The following is a 17236-nucleotide window of genomic DNA, read 5'->3' as shown; positions in this document are numbered from 1 at the left end:
AATTCTGTCTTGAAATGCCGATGGAATGGTGTATTGTGAAGAGTAAGAGGTGATGCGATTATGGAACAGAAAACCCGTTACGGTGTGGGTGATATTTTCAGGATTTATGACAGAGCTCTCGAATCCTACAGAAATGTCATTCTAGTAAGGATAATTATCACGGAAGAGCACTTTTACCTTCTCAGCATGCACTCATTCGAGCCGTGGAGCGAAAGGGTTCTCAGTACGAAGGATATATTTAAAAAGACTTCCCTCACGATTGACGAAGTAAGCTACCTTGCCGATTCTGTTGATATAACATATCTCGGCAACGCATATGAGCTTAAAGAAGAGTTCGACAGCATGCTCCTTAACAGAGTTGCCAAATAATTAAAACAGTGTGTTAAAAAAAATAGAACAGCATTCGATGAAGCTGTCCCGCGGGGCAGCTTCTTTATTTTTCCTTTCTTTCAAGTTTTGTAAAAATCCAGTTTCCCCCTTTGAAATATAGATTAATGGTAGTATAGTTATTTTACATATTTTATTTTATTTGCGCGGTCATGGGAGAGATGCCGGAACAGCAGCACGGCAGCTTTGCGGGATTCTTAGCGGATGCCCGGAATGGCGTTGTATTACGTCACTGCGAGGAGCGGGAGAGACACGGCAGTCTTCTTTGAGATTGCCTCACCCTTCGTGTTCGCAATGACGCTTTTTATGTTCAGTTCCATGGATGGAACTGCGCCGTGCGCAGCGAAGGGCGGTTTATCCGCCCGCGAGCGTGTGAGGCAAAACCACAGGAAGTGGCTTTTGCCTTGGTAGTACAGACATGCGCCGTGCGCAGCGAAGGGCGGTTTATCCGCCCGCGAGCGTGTGAGGCAAAACCACAGGAAGTGGCTTTTGCCTTGGTAGTACAGACATGCGCCGTGCGGCGAAGGTTTGCTTTGCAAACCGCGAGCGTGTGTCAGAATCTGACAGGATGTACAGATTCTGACTGTCAATTAAGGTGAAATATGACATACGGAAAAAATACCGCACTTATAGTTGTGGATGTTCAAAATGACTTCTGCCCCGGCGGAGCGCTGGCGGTAAAAAACGGAAACAGAGTCGTTTCCGTCATCAATTCTCTTATCGACAGCTTCGAGATTATAATCGGCACGCAGGACTGGCACCCCGTGAATCACGGTTCATTTGCCTCCTGCAACGAAGGCGCCGAGCCCTTCAGCGTGAGGGCATTAAACGGCGTCAGTCAGGTAATGTGGCCTGATCACTGTATTCAGGGAACACACGGGGCTGATTTTCATCCTGATCTTCATTCCGATGCCTTCCATCTTATCATCCGCAAAGGAACTAACCCCGATATAGACTCATATTCGGCGTTTACGGAAAATGACGGGGTAACACCGACCGGGCTGAAAGGATGCCTGAATGAACTGGGTGTGCGGAAAGTCTATGTGACCGGACTCGCTACAGATTTCTGTGTCATGTACACAGCGCTGGACGCTGTGAAGACGGGATTTGAGACATATGTGATAGAGGATGCCTGCAAGGGTGTGGATTTTCCTGAAGGGAATGTGTTAAAAGCCGTTTCCGCCATGAAGGAAGCCGGAATAAGAGTGGTTCAGTCGGCGGATGTAAGGTTATGAAGTGCTCATACTCCGCCCTCATGACGGATTTCTACGAACTCACGATGATGCAGGGGTTTCTTGAAAGGGATCCCGACAGGCAGGCGGTGTTCGACATGTTTTTTCGCAGACATCCCTTCGGCGGCGGTTATGCAGTTTTCGCCGGACTTGACCCGCTGTTGGATGCGCTTGAGAATTTTAGCTTTATTGACAGCGATATAGAGTATATACGGAGTCTGAATTACTTTTCTGACCGCTTTATAGATTATCTCAGGGATTTCCGTTTCAGGGGCGAGATCCACTCCGTAAGCGAGGGGACTGTGGTGTTTCCCAACGAGCCCTTAATGCGGGTGAAGGGAACTCTCCTTGAAACGCAGATTATAGAACCTCTTCTTCTCAACTTCATAAATTTTCAGACGCTTATCGCCACCAAATCAGCACGGGTCTGCGGTGTCGCTGGAGATGCGTCGGTCATGGAGTTCGGACTCCGCAGGGCGCAGGGAACGGATGGGGCGATTTCCGCCGCCAGAGCGTCATTCATCGGCGGGGTGAAGGCAACCTCAAATGTTCTTGCAGGAAAGGAATATGGCATACCCGTGAAAGGCACGATGGCGCATAGCTGGGTTATGAGCTTTGACAGCGAGCGTGCGGCTTTTGAGGCTTTTGCGGATATGTATCCGGACGACTGCATTCTCCTTGCGGACACCTATGACACGCTGATGTCCGGCGTACCGAATGCGTTGAAGGTTTTTGCCAAGCTGAAGGCGGCAGGGCGCAGAAATTACGGCATAAGGCTGGACAGCGGTGATTTGAGTTTCCTCAGCCGTGAGGCACGGAGAGTCTTCGATAAGGAAGGTTTTACTGAGGCAAAAATTATAGCCTCAAACGATCTGGACGAATGGATCATTGAGCAGCTCAGCAGGGAAGGTGCGAGCATTGATGCCTACGGTGTGGGGACAAGGCTTGTGACTGCTGACAGAGATCCCTCTCTTACTGGTGTTTATAAGCTTGCTGCAAAAGAGGAAAACGGCAGTTTCTCCTCAGTGATGAAGATAACCAACAACCCCGAAAAAATGTCCAATCCCGGGATAAAGAATGTTTACAGGTTTTACGGGGAGGATGGGATGATGCTTGCGGATCTCGTTCTTCTTGAGGACAGCATGGAAGAGGTGGAAGGGCTCATAGCGGAGAAAAAACCGATCCGCCTGAACCACCCGTCCATAGAGTATTCATACAAGACCCTTGAAAACTACGCAGGAGCGAAGCTCCTTCTCCGCAAGGTTATGGAAAACGGGAAAAGGACGGAGCCTAAAACGGAGCTGAAAAGCATTCAGGCTCACGCAATGCAGGAGCTGAGCGCTCTGCACGGTACATACAAAAGATTTCTCAACCCCCATATATATAAAGTGAGCCTTTCCAACAACCTTAAAAAACTTAAAATGTCCGTAATAAAAGATCATATGAGTTAAAAGCGTGTTTTGATATTTTTTTTCGTTGAATTGGCGGCAGAAGAATGTTAAAGCCATTAGTTAAAAAATCATAACTCATGCGGGAGAATTGTACAATGGCAGAAAAAAAAGTCCCTTTCACCAAGCAGCAGATTGAAGAACTGACAAAAAAATACCCGACGCCTTTTCACATATACGACAAAAAAGCGATTCTGGAAAACGCCGGAAGACTTCAGAAGGCTTTTTCATGGGCGCCCGAGTTCAGGGAATACTTTGCCGTTAAGGCTCTGCCCAACCCTTCCGTAATGAAGCTTCTCAAATCCATCGGTATCGGAGCCGACTGCAGCTCATACACTGAGCTTATGCTTTGCGATATGGCGGGCATCAGCGGAGAGAACATAATGTTCACCTCCAACGAAACTCCGGCGATGGAATATCAGAAAGCAAAGGAGCAGGGCGCTGTCATCAACCTTGACGACATCACTCACATTGACTTTCTTGAACAGGCGGCAGGTCTGCCCGAGCTTATCTGCTTCCGTTACAATCCGGGACCTCTCAAAGGCGGCAACGCTATCATCGGCAACCCGGAGGACGCAAAATACGGTCTTACCCGTGAGCAGATGTTTGAAGCCTATTCCATATGCAAGGCGAAGGGGGTTAAGCGCTTCGGTATGCACACAATGGTAGCCTCAAATGAGCTGAATGTTGACTACTTCGTGGAAACAGCGGTGATTCTCTTTGAAATGGCTGCTGAAATTGCGGAAAAAGTCGGCATAGAGCTTGAGTTCATCAACCTCGGCGGCGGTATAGGCATACCCTACAAGCCCGAGCAGGAAGCTGTGAACCTTGAGGTTCTCGGCGAAAAGATTAAAGAAAAATACGAAGGCATACTTGCCTCTAAAGGCTTGAAGCCGAAAATATACCTTGAATGCGGCAGGGTGATCACGGGACCTTACGGCTACCTAGTGACTCAGGCTGTGCATGAGAAGAAAATATACAAAAACTATGTGGGCGTTGACGCCTGCATGGCGAACCTTATGCGTCCGGGAATGTACGGCGCTTATCATCATATAACGGTTCTCGGCAAGGAGAACGCTCCCGCTGACACTGTTTATGATGTTGTAGGCTCACTCTGCGAAAACAACGACAAGTTTGCCGTGGACAGAAAGCTCCCCGTTCTGGAAAAAGGCGATTTTATAGCCATCCATGACACAGGTGCCCACGGACACGCCATGGGCTTCAATTACAACGGCAAGCTCCGCTCCGCTGAGTTTTTCCTCAATGAAGACGGCTCCTTTGAGATGATCAGAAGAGCTGAAACTCCTGAGGACTATTTCACGACCCTCAAGTTCTGAGCACTTCATGCCGCCTCTTTTGAAAGAGGCGGCTTTTTTCTTTTCATGCGCTTTTCCTTATCAGCCCGGCTATTTCGATAATGGATGTTTCTATCTCGTCTTCCTTAATTGATGCGGGACAGAGCAGAATATGGGTGGTGTCCTGCCTGTCGAAGAAGTGACCGGGATGAAATGTTTTATAATAATTATTTTTAAACAGAGCCTTTGTGTTCGTTCCGGGAAATTCGAGCCAGAAGTGGAATCCGCAGTTTTTCTCATTCCATATGCCTATGTCTTTAAGGTGTTTTTCACAGAAAGCCAGAGCTGTTTCCCGCCGTTTTTTGATGAAGCACCGCACGGCGTGCATCATTTTGTAATACATTCCGCTTCTGAACATTTCATCCGCTGCTATCTGCATGAAGAAATTGGCTTTTATTCCATCCTGAATCATTACGTTGCTTAAATGCCTGATGATACATTTGTCTGCCACAATCCATGACATTTGCAGGTCGAACGGGCAGCTTCTTATGAGCATTCCGATATAAATGACGTTTCCGAAGGTGTCCATTGATTTAAAGGACGGCGGAAAGGGCTTGTTGTACCATGCGTCCTGAAGATGCTCTATTTCCACGACAGGCAGTTTGTACTTATTGATGATTTTCATTATTTCCGCTTTGCGCTTTTTGCTGATCACTATGCCGGTGGGTGCCTGATCCGTGGGGTCAACGTGGAGAATGGGGTGCTTATATTTCAATATCGCTTTTTCAAGCTCCACGCTGGAAAGTCCGTGCTGATCAGCCTCAATCGGTATCATGTTCATCCCCAAAGAGTGGATGTCGGAAATGGCTACAATCAGATTGCTTTTTTCATGGAGAAAATTTGAACCGTTGGTCATTAATGATTCATAAACAGGGTAGAGAACCTGAATGCTGCCGGGACAGATGAGAATATTGTCGATCTCCGCGTTGATTCCGGAAAGCTTCAGGTGCTTGATCAGTGATTCTCTCAGGGGAAGGTATCCGTACACCGAGTAATCGTTTTTACAAGTCAGATCGTACGAGCGCACCAGTGCGTTGTTAAAAGCTTCCACTATGAACGGTGATATATCGAAGTCGCTGCTCAGTCCGAAGTCGGTGAGTCCGCCTGCGTCAGCCCAGAAGCGGAGTTCGTTGTTGCCGGGCTTGTGTTTCGCTCTTTTGATATACGCCTGCCAGTCGGGGATATTTATATCCCACTGCTCTGCCACAAAATATCCTGATTTCTGATAGGCTTTTACCATGCCTTCCTGTACCAGCATATCCATTGCGGCGGATATGGTATTTTTGCCTATATCCAGAACCGACATCATTTTTCGTTTGCTGGGAAGTTTTTCTCCTCTTTTAAATTCTCCGTTTTCTATCCGGCTGCGTATAGCTTTCGCTAACTGTATGTATAGAGGAGTGCCGGAGTTTTTATCAAAAACTATTCCCTGAAGCATATTTAACCTCTGAATCAAATGTAACTCTGTTTGAAATGATCATATCACAAAGCTCTGGTCCCAGCCTAATTAAATCTTCTGGTCCTTTGTTGACACGTTAAAGAATTGTAAGCTTTTTTCAAGAGTTGATTAGTGCTTAATTTTTGATGTTCTTAAACGGAGGAAAACTATGGCGAAGTCATTAGTGAACGTCAGCCGGAGAACAGTTCTGAAGACTATGGGAGTGCTTGGCACTGCTGCTGTTATCGGAACTGGCTATACCGGCAGAACAGAAGCAAAGGAGCACACGGCGATCAAAACAGCCCCGCACGGCAAAGACGGTTGGCATTTCAGCCACTGCCGCATGTGCATGCGCGGCGACTGTGCGAATATGTACCGTGTTGAAAACGGAGTTGTTGTCGAGCTCAAGGGAAACCCTAAGTCCGAAAACGGCAAAGGAACAATGTGCGCAAGAGGGCAGGCATTGATCCAAAACCTGTATAATCCTTACAGGGTAAAAGCGCCCATGAAGAGAACCAACCCTAAAAAAGGGATCAACGAGGATCCTAAATGGGTGGAGATCTCTTGGGACGAGGCTCTCGGAACCACCGCCAAAAAGCTCAAGGAAGTCAGGGATAAAGACCCCAGAAGATTTATCTTTCAGGTGGGATTCGGGGATATGAACTATTTCTGTACATATCTTTTCTATTTTGCCGCAGCTTACGGTACACCCAACTATCTTAAAAGCAACGGCACTCTCTGCGCTCTGCATTATGCGGCAGATCTTGTGCAGGGGATATTCCCCGTGACGGTCTCCGACCTTACATACGCCAAATATGTTATAACCATGGGCAGACATACTGGAATGTCCATTGGCGCTGCGAACGGTGGCGCAAGAGGCGCTGTCGACGCTATTGTCGGTAAGAAAACAAAATTTGTCGTTGTCGACCCCAGATGTTCCGCAGAAGCCGGAAAAGGCGACTGGGTGCCGATCAAGCCCGGAACAGACCTGCCTTTCCTGATGGCAATAGCGCATACCATCATGTATGAGATCAAAAAATATGATGCCGAGTCTCTCCGCTGGTGGACAAACTCACCCTACCTCATTAACTCACATGGAGATTATTTCAGAGGCAGAGACGGCAAGCCGCAGATATATGATCTTGCGGATAAAAAAGTTAAGTCATTTGATGATAAAACCCTGAAAACACCTGATCTTGAGGCGCGGGTCAAAGTCGGCGGCGAACAGCTTACCGCAAGCTTTCTCCTTGTCAAAGAAAGCCTCAAAACGAATACGGCGGAATGGGCGGAGAAAATAACAACCGTGCCTGCTGAAAGGATCCGTCAGATAGCAAAAGAGTTCGTTGAAAACGCCAGTATCGGCGAAACAGTCGAACTGAAAGACAACAGCGGAAAAATCAAAAAATTCCCTCTCCGAACATCTTCAGTTATCTGCCAGCGCGGCACAATGGGGCAGAAAGACGGTGTAGGCGGAGACCTCATGAGCAAAGTTGTAAACATGCTTGTGGGTTCTCTTGATGTGCCCGGAGGCAATGTCGCCTGCGCCAGAGGACCGTTCCTTGATCCGGACGCAGACGGCGTGGTGGCTCCTAAGATGGAAGCTATATGCAACGAACCTGTGTGGCCGCCGCAGCACATAGATCTCTACGAATTTTTCCCGCACAGGCACTCAATACCGGCTCTTGCGTATCAGGTAGCTATGGATCCGCACAAATACGGTCTTGAGTATGAGATAGATGCTCTGCTTACAGTAGGCGGCAACCCGATTTCAAGCACAACCGAGCCTTACATGGTTGCCGAATCAATATCCAGAATCCCCTTTTCCGCAACACTGGCTTACAACTATGACGAAATGGCTCACATGTCGGATATACTGCTGCCCTCTCATGCGATTCTTGAGAAAGAGTCAGTTAACTGCTATGAATCGGCTTTTGATGTATATCAGAAAGATACCATGGGTCTTAAGATGCTTATGTACAGAGATCCGTTTCCCGCAGTCTACGATTCCCGCCAGTCTCAGGACATAATTATGGATATATCCGAGCGTATGGGCATCATCTCGAATTTCAACGATGCGATCAATAAAATGGGCGTAATGATCGGTGAAATCTCGATCGCTTTTCTTGATGAAAAGGACTACTTCGACCTTGATAAAAGATATTCCGTAAGAGAGGTCTGGGACAGAGGCGTTCGGAAATATTTCGGCAGTGAACACACCATGGACAGCCTGAACGAATCGGGGCTGATTATCCAGAGAGAAGCTCAGGGAAGCTGTTACAATACCGGACGCTATAAAAAAGGCGAGATGCGGTTTCCGTTCTATTTCTCAAGGCTTAAAGCCAGCGGTGATACACTCCGCAAATACTTTACCGCCCACAGAGACAAAATATATCTGCCCGACTGGGATATGGAAGATCATCTTTCCTATTACGAGCCGACAATAACATGGCGCCCTAACAAAGTTAACTCGGTGAAAAAAGGCGACAGATACGATCTTGTATCCATAACATACAAGACGCAGTATTCCCCTATGAGGATAGGCGCTGTGGATCAGCTCCCTTATCTCACTGAAACAGGGGAAGCTTTTGATCCGTTCTACGGGACAGTTTCGCTCAATACCGAAACAGCAAAGGAAAAAGGTCTGGCTACCGGAGACACTGTTGTTGTTGAATCCGAATACGGTAAGGTTTCCGGCAGGCTTTATGTGACTGAGATTTTGCAGCCCGGTGTAGTGGGCATAGCGGGCAGTCTGGGCAGGCTTATTAAATCCGCAGGACACAGCGGAGATAAATACCTGCATTACAATCAGCTTACAGGAAACAAAATCTCCGATTTCGACCCTGTTGCAATGGGCGTAACGAATACTGTTCCCGTCAGAATCTATAAACAGAGTTAGGAGTCAGGTATGAAACTCGTAATGATAATGGATAAAAGAAGATGCTACGGATGCAACGGGTGCACAGTTGCCTGCAAACAGGCAAACGCCACGCCTCCCGGGACATTTTATACAAAAACGCTCACGGAGGAGCACGGCAAATTCCCCAACAGCAAAATAGGGTACATGCCCCTGATCTGCAACCACTGTGATGATGCGCCGTGTGTTGAGGTGTGCCCAACAAAGGCATCCAAAAAACTTGCTGACGGCACTGTGCAGGTTACCGCTTCAGAGTGCATCGGGTGCAAGCAGTGCATGGAGGCTTGTCCTTACGATGCAAGGTTTTTCAACTCCGAAGATGCTCCCACCTACTGGGGCATGAAGGGGCAGGATGCCTATGAAAAGCTCAGAAGCGGTGAGCATGTGAGCGGAACTGTGGATAAGTGTACTTTCTGCGCACCGAGAAGAGAAAAAGGTCTGCCGCCGGCGTGTGTGGAGACCTGCCCCGCTATTGCCAGAATTTTCGGCGATCTCGATGACCCTAAAAGTGAGGTTTCAAAAATATTCAGGCAGTACAAGCCGAAACCATACCGACCGGAAGAGGGCACTAAGCCCAGTGTATTCTACATCGAATAAACTAATCTGATGCCCGCTCCGCAGAAGCATGCGGAGCGGAGCCTATACCGGGGTGCAATAATGACTGGAAACAACGATATGATATTCTGCAAAGAAGAAGCTTTATCCAACGCAGAGATAGATCGTGCGACATTCAGACTGCTGGCTGCTTTTTATAATTACAACCCTGACAGAAATTTTATTGAAGCACTGATGAACCTTACTTCCGGCTCTGTTCCGATGAACGGAATAAGCTCAGCGGTTTCAATGATTACCAAGTATGCGTGTGAGGCTGTCCGTAGTGATGAGCTGGTAATCGAACTTAAGCGTGACTGGACAAAGCTTTTCCGTGGTGTAGCGCCTGATTACGGTCCTAAAGCTCCATATGAGCAGCTTTATGTGAACTCAGGCAGCCTGAAACTGATCAGCGTACTGGCTCAGGAGTACCAGTGTAACGGCTTCGCGGAGTATATGGAGATCAATAACAGGCACGATTATATAGGCACCGAACTTGCCTATGCTGCACATCTTGCTTCACTCCGTCTTACAGCTCTTGAAACGGAAAATTTTGAGGAATATTCCAAATATCAGGATATGTCCGACAGCTTTATTGAAAACCATCCGGCAAACTGGGTGGGAATGTTTTGTGAAGAGGCTGAAAAACATGCGGCAACAGATTTTTACAGAGGGGTGCTGAAACTGACATCCCTCACAGTGACTGCCAAAGGAGGCTCTGATGAATTTTTATTTTAGTTTTCAGAAAACATTTAATAATATTAGAACTGCTCTCTGCATTTTAACTTTTCTTATCGCCATCGGCATTCCCGACGCGCAGGCGGTGGATTACCCTCTGGGTTCCGAGGGGATAAAGGCTGCATCGTTTCCGGGACCGGGTTTTTACTATGTGCTTTATAATCAGCTCTACTCATCCGACACTATGAGGGACAAAAACGGTGATGAACAAAAAATAGGCTTCGATGTAAACTCCTACGCCATGGCGCACCGTTTTGTCTATGTGACAAACAAAAAGTTTTTCGGTGCAGACTACGGTATGAACATCATTATTCCCGTAGTGAATGTTGATCTGAAAATCGATGCCGCAGGTGTGGATGCGGAAAGCACCGGCGTGGGTGATATAACTGTGGAGCCTTTGGTGCTGGCGTGGCACAGACCTCGGCAGGATGTGACAATAAGCCTGTCCATGCTTGTTCCCACAGGTGAATATGATGAGAGCGACGCGGCGTCCATAGGCGGCGACCACTACAACATAACCGCCACAGCCGGAACAACACTGTTCTTTGACTCTGAAAGGCTTTGGAGCCTGTCAGTGCTTGCCAGATATGAAAAGCATTTTGAAAACAGGGTTCTTGATCTGACATACGGTGATGATGTGCTGGTAGAATGGGGCTTCGGCAGATCAGTCGGACTCTTTGATGTAGGTATATCAGGGTATGCTCACTGGCAGATCACTGACGATAAGGGCAGTGACAGAACATCGGATGATCTCGACCGCATTTATGCGGCAGGTCCCGAAATAGATATGGCGATACCGCAGATCAAGGGGCAGCTCAGGCTGAAATATTATAAAGAATTCGGCGGTAAGGATACCAAGGAAGGCGACGCATTCTGGCTGACTCTGGTTAAGGCATTTTAATCTTTCCTCCTCTAAGGGGATGGAGCCGGTACAGGCGGCTCCGTCCTTTTTTCTTCAATTTCCCTTGCGGATGCTAATTACTCTGCTTATAATATAAATATCAGCCTATGGAGACCAGTCCTGTTTAACGTAACCCTGTATCCCGCTTTATTTTTCGCGCGGAGGTGCACAATGGGAAGCAGACATCCTTACACCAGCCCCGAATACCTCAAAAATATGTGCGATACCGTGAGCCTTTATGCCGTAGCTCAGGAGGGAGACCCCTCTGTCGGCATGGAAATGGCTGAAATGCTCATGGAAAAAGGTTTTGAAAGCGGGCTTTACTACAACAACCTGTACAGGGCTATAGCTTACGGGCTTCAGGGGCACGAAACGGAAAATTCCAGATACTGGAAAAGTGTTTACGAAACCGAACTGAGATAGTTTTACCCTTCGGGCGGTTTTCAGCTTAACTCTTTGACAGCCGATGTTTAAGGCAGTATCATTCCTAGCATGAACATTATCATTCTCAAAGAAAGTGAGCTGAAAGAAGGCAGAGCGGAAGTTTCGGGAAGGCGGCTTAAGCACCTGAAAGAAACGCTCAAAAAAAACGATGGAGATGAACTTAAAGCAGGGGTTCTGGGCGGAAAACTCGGAACGGCACAGGTGGAACAAGTCGGCGAAGAAAAAGCCGTTCTGATGTTCACACCGGATAATGACCCGCCCGCTCCCCTGAATGTACGCCTCACCATCGCTCTGCCCCGCCCGAAGGTTTTAAGAAGAGTTCTTTACACCTTGACCTGTCTCGGTGTGAAGGATATTCATATATTCAACTCATGGCGGGTTGAGAAAAGCTACTGGTCAAGTCCGCTTCTTGAAGGCTTGGAAGACTTTCTCATACCCGCTCTCGAACAGGCTAAGGACACCGTTCTTCCCCATATCACCTTCCACCGTTTCTTCACTCCCTTTGTACGTGAGATTCTCCCTGAAATCAGCAAAAATACTCTGCGTCTTGCCGCTCATCCCGCCGGTGCTCCGCTGCGGTCTGAAATAAAGGAGGCGGCAACTCTTGTGATAGGCGCTGAAGGCGGCTTCATACAGAAGGAGTTGGACACGCTGGAAGAGGTCAGATTCAGCTTCTTCTCTGTGGGTGAAAGGATTTTGAACGTGGAAAGCGCCGTACCGTATATTCTGGGGAGGCTGTTCTGAAAATTTACCGCCTGCTTGAGATAATCATAATCCTGCTGAATAAGAAGACGATAACCGCAGGAGAACTGGCGGAGAGGTTCGGTGTTTCCAGACGTACAATCCATAGGGATATGGACATACTTTCCTCCGTCGGTGTTCCTGTATTCGCCGAGAAGGGGAGCGGAGGCGGATTCTCTATAATGGAGGAATACACCCTCAGCCGGGCGGTGTTCTCACAGGCGGAAAGGAACGGGCTTCTTAACGCTCTCGGCGCTCTCAAGGCTGCGCAGTATCCGGAGACAGAAAGACTCATTGAAAAACTCGGCGCGGTTTTCCGGCAGACAGGCACAAGCGATCGGATAGAGATTGACTTTTCCCCTTGGGGCAGTCCGGAAAACAAGGGGAAGCAGCGTCTGGATCTGATCAGAAACGCACTCAGGCTCAGAAAATTAATAAGCTTTGAATATGTTAATGCCGAAGGCGGGCGGTCTGTGCGTGAGGCGGAACCGGACAGGCTGATTTTCAGAGACTACACTTGGTATCTTTCCGCTTTTTGCAGAAAGAGGAATGAATACAGGACATTTCGCACATCCAGAATGAAGAATGTCACTGTGAGCGATGAGACATGTCCGGAGAGACCGGCAATTTCCGCCGTTAAGAATAATGCGGAGGAGCCGGCGGTTAAAATCGTGCTGAGATTTAACGAAAAGATACTCAGCCGGATATGGGATCTTTTTGATGATTCACTGATAAGCCGCATGCCGGAAGGGGACTGTCGTTTGGAAGCTGAGCTTCCTGACAGTGAATGGCTTTATTCCTTTCTCCTCTCTCTGGGAAGCAATGCAGAGGTTATCGAACCGCCTCACATAAGAAAAGAGGTGGCGCTGAGGCTCAGGGGAGCTCTGATTTATTATACGGATTAATTTCAATTATGACAGACTGGTGTCATATTCATGCCTTTATACTCCTGAAAAACCTTAAGGAGGCTCTCATATGAGCGGTAATCTTCCGGTGCTTATGGCGGAATTTGTAACAGCAAAAAACAGGCATGACGGAGCGGCGATAACAGCATGCTTCGCCGAAGACGCAACGGTTTATGACGAAGGCGAACGCATTCAGGGGCACACTGAGATCAGAAAATGGATAGATGCAGCAAATGTGAAGTACAAAGTGTCATACGATTTTCTGGACTACTCCGAAGACGGTGAGAATGCTCTGCTCACTCTGATGGTTTCGGGGGAATTTGAGGGCAGCCCCCTCCCTCTGGATTATCAGCTTAAGGTGAACAGCGGAAAAATCACCGAGTTGCGAATAGTTCTCTCCGAAAAATAACAGAGGGGCGGAAGCGGTTCGGGAGCAATTTTCTGCAATACTCTTTGATAAAAACAGTCTATCCTCGCATCCTCGATATGAGGAGGAACAGTCATGACTGAAAAACATTCCGCGCTTCTGCCCTTTGCGGCGGTTCTGTGCGCGGTTATTTTCTGGGCGGGCTCATTCACCGCCACACGTATAGCACTTAGCGAGCTTCCGCCTTCGACAATAGTCTGGATAAGGATGACGGCAGGCTTTACACTGCTTTTTCCCTTCTGCTTCAGGCTGTTTCCGAAAAATATAACCATGGGGGAGATAAAGCTTCTCGCTGTGATGGCGCTTTTGCAGCCGTGTCTGTATTTTCTGCTTGAGGCTAACGCTCTCAGATTCACTACCGCTTCTCAGGCAGGAGTGATCTCATCCACTGTGCCTATGTTTGTCGCTGTGCTTTCCGCGGTTTTCTTAAGCGAAAAGACGGGCAGAACAGCTATGGCGGGGCTTGCCGTGTCCGTCCTCGGTGTGGCGTGGCTCACATTCGGCAGCGGCGGCGATGACAAAGCGGCGAATCCGGCTCTCGGCAACATGATGGAACTGGGCGCCATGGTCTGCGCCGCGGGGTATATGGTGCTCACACGGAGGCTTTCCGCAAGGTTTAATCCGTGGGTGCTCACGCTCATTCAGGCTGGCTCGGGCGTGCTGTTCTTCTCCGGCGGAGCGTCCGGCGTGTTTGATGCCGAGTGGAGCGGAAGGGTTACAGCCGCAGTTATTTATCTGGGAGTATTCGTAACGATAGGCGCCTTCGGAATGTATAACTGGGGAATCAGCAAGATACCCGCCACAAGGGCGGCGGTTTTCATAAACCTAATTCCGGTGTTTGCCGTGTTTATGGGGTGGGGCATGCTTGGCGAATCCTTGGGAGCCTCGCAGCTTGCAGGTTCTGCCGTCATAGCCGCCGGAGTGCTGCTGGCGCAGAAGAAAAATTGAATGAGTTTGGTTTATAAAAACTTAAAACTGAGAAAACCTTTCTTTAATGGCAAAGAAAGGTTTTCTCAGTTTCTTTCCAAAGAAACCAAATTCTGCTTTCCTCTTTTTCAGATGACAGTCTTCTACATCATATCCGCAAAGCTTATATCCACCGCCAGAACTCCGGCGAAGCTCTCTTTGGAGTCTTTCACAGGTACGGCAACGGTGAAGCAGAAGTTGTCAGTGGCTACTGACCTGTAAATGTCTGTGACATAAACATCTCCTGTCTCTTTCGGTTTCCTGAACCAGTCTCTGGTTGCCCAGTCGGAGCCGACGGAGCGGCTGTCGTTTGATTCCCTGACCTTTTTGTTCCATATATTCGGCGAGATTTGCCTCCCTCTCGCGTCCGTTATGTAGGCAAGCTCTATGTAACTGTGGTGTTTGATGAACTGATTCATGTAGCTTTCGATGGAGGAGGCGTTCATGGATGTGATCTCTCTGCTTTTCGCCGCTTCCAGAGTCGCCTTCTCCGCCCGTTCGTGTGAGCCTGTGCGGAAAACTCCCACGGATACAAGGAGATCGTCACATCCGCCGTTTATTTTGTCCACTATGCCGCCTAACTGTGTCGCAAGGGCTGACTGCTCCTCGGCAGCGGCGGCTATGCCGTCTATCTCGCTTACTACGGATTTCACGGTTACATCCTGCTCCTGTCCTGCTGCGGCTATGGTGTTGAGGTGTCTGTCCAGCTCATCCATGTGGGCGGCAACGTCAGACAGAAGCTCCACCGCTTCCTCGCTTATTCCCGCTGACTTCTCAACGGATGAGAGCACCTTTCCCACTGAACCCATTGAGGTTTCTATGCTGCTTTTTATGCTGTAGAGTATCCCTTCGACGCCGTTTGTCGCTTCCATGGACTGCTCCGCCAGTTTGCGGACCTCCGTTGCGACCACGGCAAATCCGCGTCCGGCTTCTCCTGCCCTTGCCGCTTCTATGGATGCGTTGAGGGACAGCAGGTTTGTCTGGTCGGCGATTTTCTTTATCATCTCCATGATGGAACCTATTTTGCCGGATTGTTCGGATAGGGCTTCCATCTGGTTTTTCAGTCCTGTCACCATCTCCTTGACCTCCAGCATGGATTTTTCGGAGAGTCGGCTTTTTTCCATGGCTATTCCGGCAGATTTGGTTATCTGCGATGAAAACTGAGTGGCTTCCAGTGTGCTGTCTGTCACATGCTCCACGGAAACAGCCATCTGCTTCCCTGCGGCGGCTATCTGCACTACCTTTTCCGCCTGAATTTTTGACTGCTCCTCAAGGGATTTTGCAGCCTGATCAAGCTCCGGTGCTATTTGGGAGAGGGTTACGGATGACTTGGATATGGATTCGATTGTTTTTCTCAGTGATTCAAAGACTTTGTTCAGCACGTTGCCCGCTTTTTCGGCAAGTCCTCCCCTGAGTGACTCGAACCTGCCGTTTAAGTCCCATCTGCCTGAAGCCATTCTCTCAAGCGGTTTCAGCAGTCTATCATGCAGCCCTGACGTAAAATTAAACATAATAATCACCTCTTTTCAAACATATACGCAAGATGCGTACCAGTTTGGAAAATATGACGCAGAGCCCTGCGGACGGCGAAAAGTGAGAATTTTGCGGAAATCGTCATAAGGAAGTAACTGTTTGTGGTCAAAAATGAATCTGCCGCTGCATATTTTATGAGCAGACAAAAAAAGTGTTGATTGCAGGCAAAGAATATTTGCATGAAATATTAATGACCGGAAATTGTCATTGATCTATAATACACGAAATTAAGGAGGCGGATATGAAGAGCAGACTGGCGGAATCTGTCAGGCTCGGTTTTGAGCCTGTGGCTACACTCTGGACAGACGAAGCGCCGGAAGGGGCAATAGCTTTCGGTGAGGGTAAAACGGGCTGTGTCATCTCCCTTATGGCTTCGGCGGCTAAGGGGAAAATAGGCGTTACGGACTCTAAGCGGTTCGGCTGTCCGGGCGCAGGTGTGGGCTTGGGCTACGGCGACTGCTACACAAATGTTTTTCCCGGCGGGCGGGAGTGCTTCTGTCATTTCCTCTCATCAGGCAACGAAGGCTTTCCCAAAGGTGAAGCGGTCATCAGCGGCATGAAGGGCAGGGCGCCGGAGCACTTTTTGCGTCACTTTTCACACGGGGAGCGCTATATCAAGAATCCTGAACTGACCGAAGATTTTGTGGATACGGTCGGATTCATTAATCTGGATAAAATGACGGTTTTCAAGCCGCTTTCCATGGTTGACCCCGAGAAGGAAACTCCCGTGAGCGTGACGTTTGTCTGTAAACCCGCCCAGCTCTCGGCGATGGTTATAATGTGCAATTACTTCAGAAAAGGGATAGAGAATGTCAAGGCGCCGTTCGGAGCGGGCTGCCACTCGGTCGGTATACTCACCTACAAGGAAGCCGGAAGCGAAAACCCAAAAGGGGTAATCGGTATGTTTGACATAACTGCCCGCAAAACAATAAAAAAGAGCCTCGGTGAAGATGTGCTGACATTCAGCATGCCTTATTCACTGTTTCTTGAGATGGAGGCGAATGTCGAAGGGAGCTTCCTTGAGGAGGACCAGTGGAAGGAACTGATAAGCTGAAATAAATGATAACGGCGGTCATCCGGATCGCCGTTTTTAAAACTATTTATTGCTATATTTTCAGAAATATTAAATAGTTATGTGTCGAGTTAGGGAAGATTAAATTTATTGACAATATCTAATATTCTTGTTATCCACATTTTTAACATTGGTTTAAATACA

The 17236-nt window shown here is 48.3% G+C and carries 17 protein-coding genes; 15 read left to right on the top strand and 2 right to left on the bottom strand.

Annotation, left to right across the window (positions count from 1 at the left end):
- The first annotated feature begins 60 nt into the window (after nt 1-60).
- The 5 genes from EP073_RS10820 to lysA all read left to right on the top strand — a co-directional run bounded on the left by EP073_RS10820 (nt 61) and on the right by lysA (nt 4404).
- Nucleotides 61-369 carry a hypothetical protein gene (locus EP073_RS10820; RefSeq protein ID WP_128467160.1) on the top strand — a complete coding sequence of 103 codons (309 nt, stop codon included), beginning with the start codon at nt 61-63 and terminating at the stop codon, nt 367-369.
- Between the two features lie 231 nt (nt 370-600).
- Nucleotides 601-798 carry a hypothetical protein gene (locus EP073_RS10815; protein ID WP_128467159.1) on the top strand — a complete coding sequence of 66 codons (198 nt, stop codon included), beginning with the start codon at nt 601-603 and terminating at the stop codon, nt 796-798.
- Between the two features lie 191 nt (nt 799-989).
- Complete coding sequence (pncA, locus tag EP073_RS10810; protein ID WP_128467158.1) at nt 990-1622, top strand: bifunctional nicotinamidase/pyrazinamidase; 633 nt, start codon at nt 990-992, stop codon at nt 1620-1622.
- A complete protein-coding gene (locus tag EP073_RS10805) occupies nt 1619-3070 on the top strand; it encodes a nicotinate phosphoribosyltransferase (RefSeq protein ID WP_128467157.1) in 1452 nt (483 codons plus the stop codon). Before pncA ends, EP073_RS10805 begins: the two co-directional genes overlap by 4 nt.
- Nucleotides 3071-3165: 95 nt before the next feature.
- Nucleotides 3166-4404 (top strand): diaminopimelate decarboxylase, encoded by a 1239-nt coding sequence (gene lysA / locus EP073_RS10800; RefSeq protein ID WP_128467156.1) that lies wholly within the window; start codon nt 3166-3168, stop codon nt 4402-4404.
- Between the two features lie 43 nt (nt 4405-4447).
- Here lysA and EP073_RS10795 read toward each other — a convergent pair whose 3' ends face one another.
- Nucleotides 4448-5860 (bottom strand): aminotransferase-like domain-containing protein, encoded by a 1413-nt coding sequence (locus EP073_RS10795; RefSeq protein WP_128467155.1) that lies wholly within the window; start codon nt 5858-5860, stop codon nt 4448-4450.
- Between the two features lie 169 nt (nt 5861-6029).
- Between EP073_RS10795 and EP073_RS10790 the strand changes: the two genes are divergently transcribed.
- From EP073_RS10790 to EP073_RS10750, 9 genes are all read left to right on the top strand, one after another.
- Entirely contained in the window at nt 6030-8756 is a 2727-nt protein-coding gene (locus EP073_RS10790) for a molybdopterin-dependent oxidoreductase (protein ID WP_128467154.1), read from the top strand.
- A 9-nt stretch (nt 8757-8765) separates the two neighbouring features.
- Nucleotides 8766-9371 (top strand): 4Fe-4S dicluster domain-containing protein, encoded by a 606-nt coding sequence (locus EP073_RS10785; RefSeq protein WP_128467153.1) that lies wholly within the window; start codon nt 8766-8768, stop codon nt 9369-9371.
- Between the two features lie 60 nt (nt 9372-9431).
- Nucleotides 9432-10103: a TorD/DmsD family molecular chaperone gene (locus EP073_RS10780; RefSeq protein WP_164885346.1), complete on the top strand. Its 672-nt coding sequence runs from the start codon at nt 9432-9434 to the stop codon at nt 10101-10103.
- Nucleotides 10087-11004 (top strand): SphA family protein, encoded by a 918-nt coding sequence (locus EP073_RS10775; RefSeq protein WP_128467151.1) that lies wholly within the window; start codon nt 10087-10089, stop codon nt 11002-11004. The genes EP073_RS10780 and EP073_RS10775 overlap by 17 nt, the downstream gene beginning before the upstream one ends.
- 171 nt (nt 11005-11175) lie before the next feature.
- Nucleotides 11176-11427, top strand: a complete 252-nt coding sequence (locus tag EP073_RS10770) for a hypothetical protein (RefSeq protein WP_128467150.1) — start codon at nt 11176-11178, stop codon at nt 11425-11427.
- A 69-nt stretch (nt 11428-11496) separates the two neighbouring features.
- Nucleotides 11497-12192 carry a 16S rRNA (uracil(1498)-N(3))-methyltransferase gene (locus EP073_RS10765; RefSeq protein ID WP_128467149.1) on the top strand — a complete coding sequence of 232 codons (696 nt, stop codon included), beginning with the start codon at nt 11497-11499 and terminating at the stop codon, nt 12190-12192.
- Nucleotides 12189-13094, top strand: a complete 906-nt coding sequence (locus EP073_RS10760; protein ID WP_347338917.1) for a helix-turn-helix transcriptional regulator — start codon at nt 12189-12191, stop codon at nt 13092-13094. The genes EP073_RS10765 and EP073_RS10760 overlap by 4 nt, the downstream gene beginning before the upstream one ends.
- Nucleotides 13095-13164: 70 nt before the next feature.
- On the top strand, nt 13165-13503 hold the full coding sequence (locus EP073_RS10755) for a nuclear transport factor 2 family protein (RefSeq protein WP_128467147.1): 339 nt from the start codon (nt 13165-13167) through the stop codon (nt 13501-13503).
- Nucleotides 13504-13596: 93 nt separating this feature from the next.
- Nucleotides 13597-14469 (top strand): DMT family transporter, encoded by an 873-nt coding sequence (locus EP073_RS10750; protein ID WP_128467146.1) that lies wholly within the window; start codon nt 13597-13599, stop codon nt 14467-14469.
- Between the two features lie 122 nt (nt 14470-14591).
- On the opposite strand, the gene EP073_RS10745 is transcribed toward EP073_RS10750, so the two are convergent.
- The gene (locus EP073_RS10745) at nt 14592-15998 is read right to left on the bottom strand and encodes a methyl-accepting chemotaxis protein (RefSeq protein ID WP_128467145.1); all 1407 of its coding nucleotides are present in this window, start codon (nt 15996-15998) and stop codon (nt 14592-14594) included.
- A gap of 263 nt (nt 15999-16261) precedes the next feature.
- Here EP073_RS10745 and EP073_RS10740 point away from each other — a divergent pair, with 263 nt between their 5' ends.
- A complete protein-coding gene (locus tag EP073_RS10740; protein ID WP_128467144.1) occupies nt 16262-17074 on the top strand; it encodes a DUF169 domain-containing protein in 813 nt (270 codons plus the stop codon).
- Nucleotides 17075-17236: the final 162 nt, after the last annotated feature.

Origin of the sequence: Geovibrio thiophilus, from assembly GCF_004087915.1 — a bacterium.
GTDB classification, from domain to species: domain Bacteria; phylum Chrysiogenota; class Deferribacteres; order Deferribacterales; family Geovibrionaceae; genus Geovibrio; species Geovibrio thiophilus.
Note: the sequence above shows the minus strand (reverse complement) of the source record. Positions and strands in the feature narration are given on the sequence as shown.

Bases quoted from the DNA above. Each gene is read 5' to 3' on its own strand.
- EP073_RS10765 (WP_128467149.1), top strand. From the start codon at position 11,497: ATGAACATTATCATTCTCAAAGAAAGTGAGCTGAAAGAAGGCAGAGCG.
- EP073_RS10750 (WP_128467146.1), top strand. From the start codon at position 13,597: ATGACTGAAAAACATTCCGCGCTTCTGCCCTTTGCGGCGGTTCTGTGC.
- EP073_RS10775 (WP_128467151.1), top strand. From the start codon at position 10,087: ATGAATTTTTATTTTAGTTTTCAGAAAACATTTAATAATATTAGAACT.
- EP073_RS10815 (WP_128467159.1), top strand. From the start codon at position 601: ATGGCGTTGTATTACGTCACTGCGAGGAGCGGGAGAGACACGGCAGTC.
- EP073_RS10755 (WP_128467147.1), top strand. From the start codon at position 13,165: ATGAGCGGTAATCTTCCGGTGCTTATGGCGGAATTTGTAACAGCAAAA.
- EP073_RS10770 (WP_128467150.1), top strand. From the start codon at position 11,176: ATGGGAAGCAGACATCCTTACACCAGCCCCGAATACCTCAAAAATATG.
- pncA (WP_128467158.1), top strand. From the start codon at position 990: ATGACATACGGAAAAAATACCGCACTTATAGTTGTGGATGTTCAAAAT.
- EP073_RS10790 (WP_128467154.1), top strand. From the start codon at position 6,030: ATGGCGAAGTCATTAGTGAACGTCAGCCGGAGAACAGTTCTGAAGACT.
- EP073_RS10780 (WP_164885346.1), top strand. From the start codon at position 9,432: ATGACTGGAAACAACGATATGATATTCTGCAAAGAAGAAGCTTTATCC.
- EP073_RS10785 (WP_128467153.1), top strand. From the start codon at position 8,766: ATGAAACTCGTAATGATAATGGATAAAAGAAGATGCTACGGATGCAAC.
- EP073_RS10805 (WP_128467157.1), top strand. From the start codon at position 1,619: ATGAAGTGCTCATACTCCGCCCTCATGACGGATTTCTACGAACTCACG.
- EP073_RS10740 (WP_128467144.1), top strand. From the start codon at position 16,262: ATGAAGAGCAGACTGGCGGAATCTGTCAGGCTCGGTTTTGAGCCTGTG.
- EP073_RS10820 (WP_128467160.1), top strand. From the start codon at position 61: ATGGAACAGAAAACCCGTTACGGTGTGGGTGATATTTTCAGGATTTAT.
- EP073_RS10745 (WP_128467145.1), bottom strand. From the start codon at position 15,998: ATGTTTAATTTTACGTCAGGGCTGCATGATAGACTGCTGAAACCGCTT.
- EP073_RS10795 (WP_128467155.1), bottom strand. From the start codon at position 5,860: ATGCTTCAGGGAATAGTTTTTGATAAAAACTCCGGCACTCCTCTATAC.
- lysA (WP_128467156.1), top strand. From the start codon at position 3,166: ATGGCAGAAAAAAAAGTCCCTTTCACCAAGCAGCAGATTGAAGAACTG.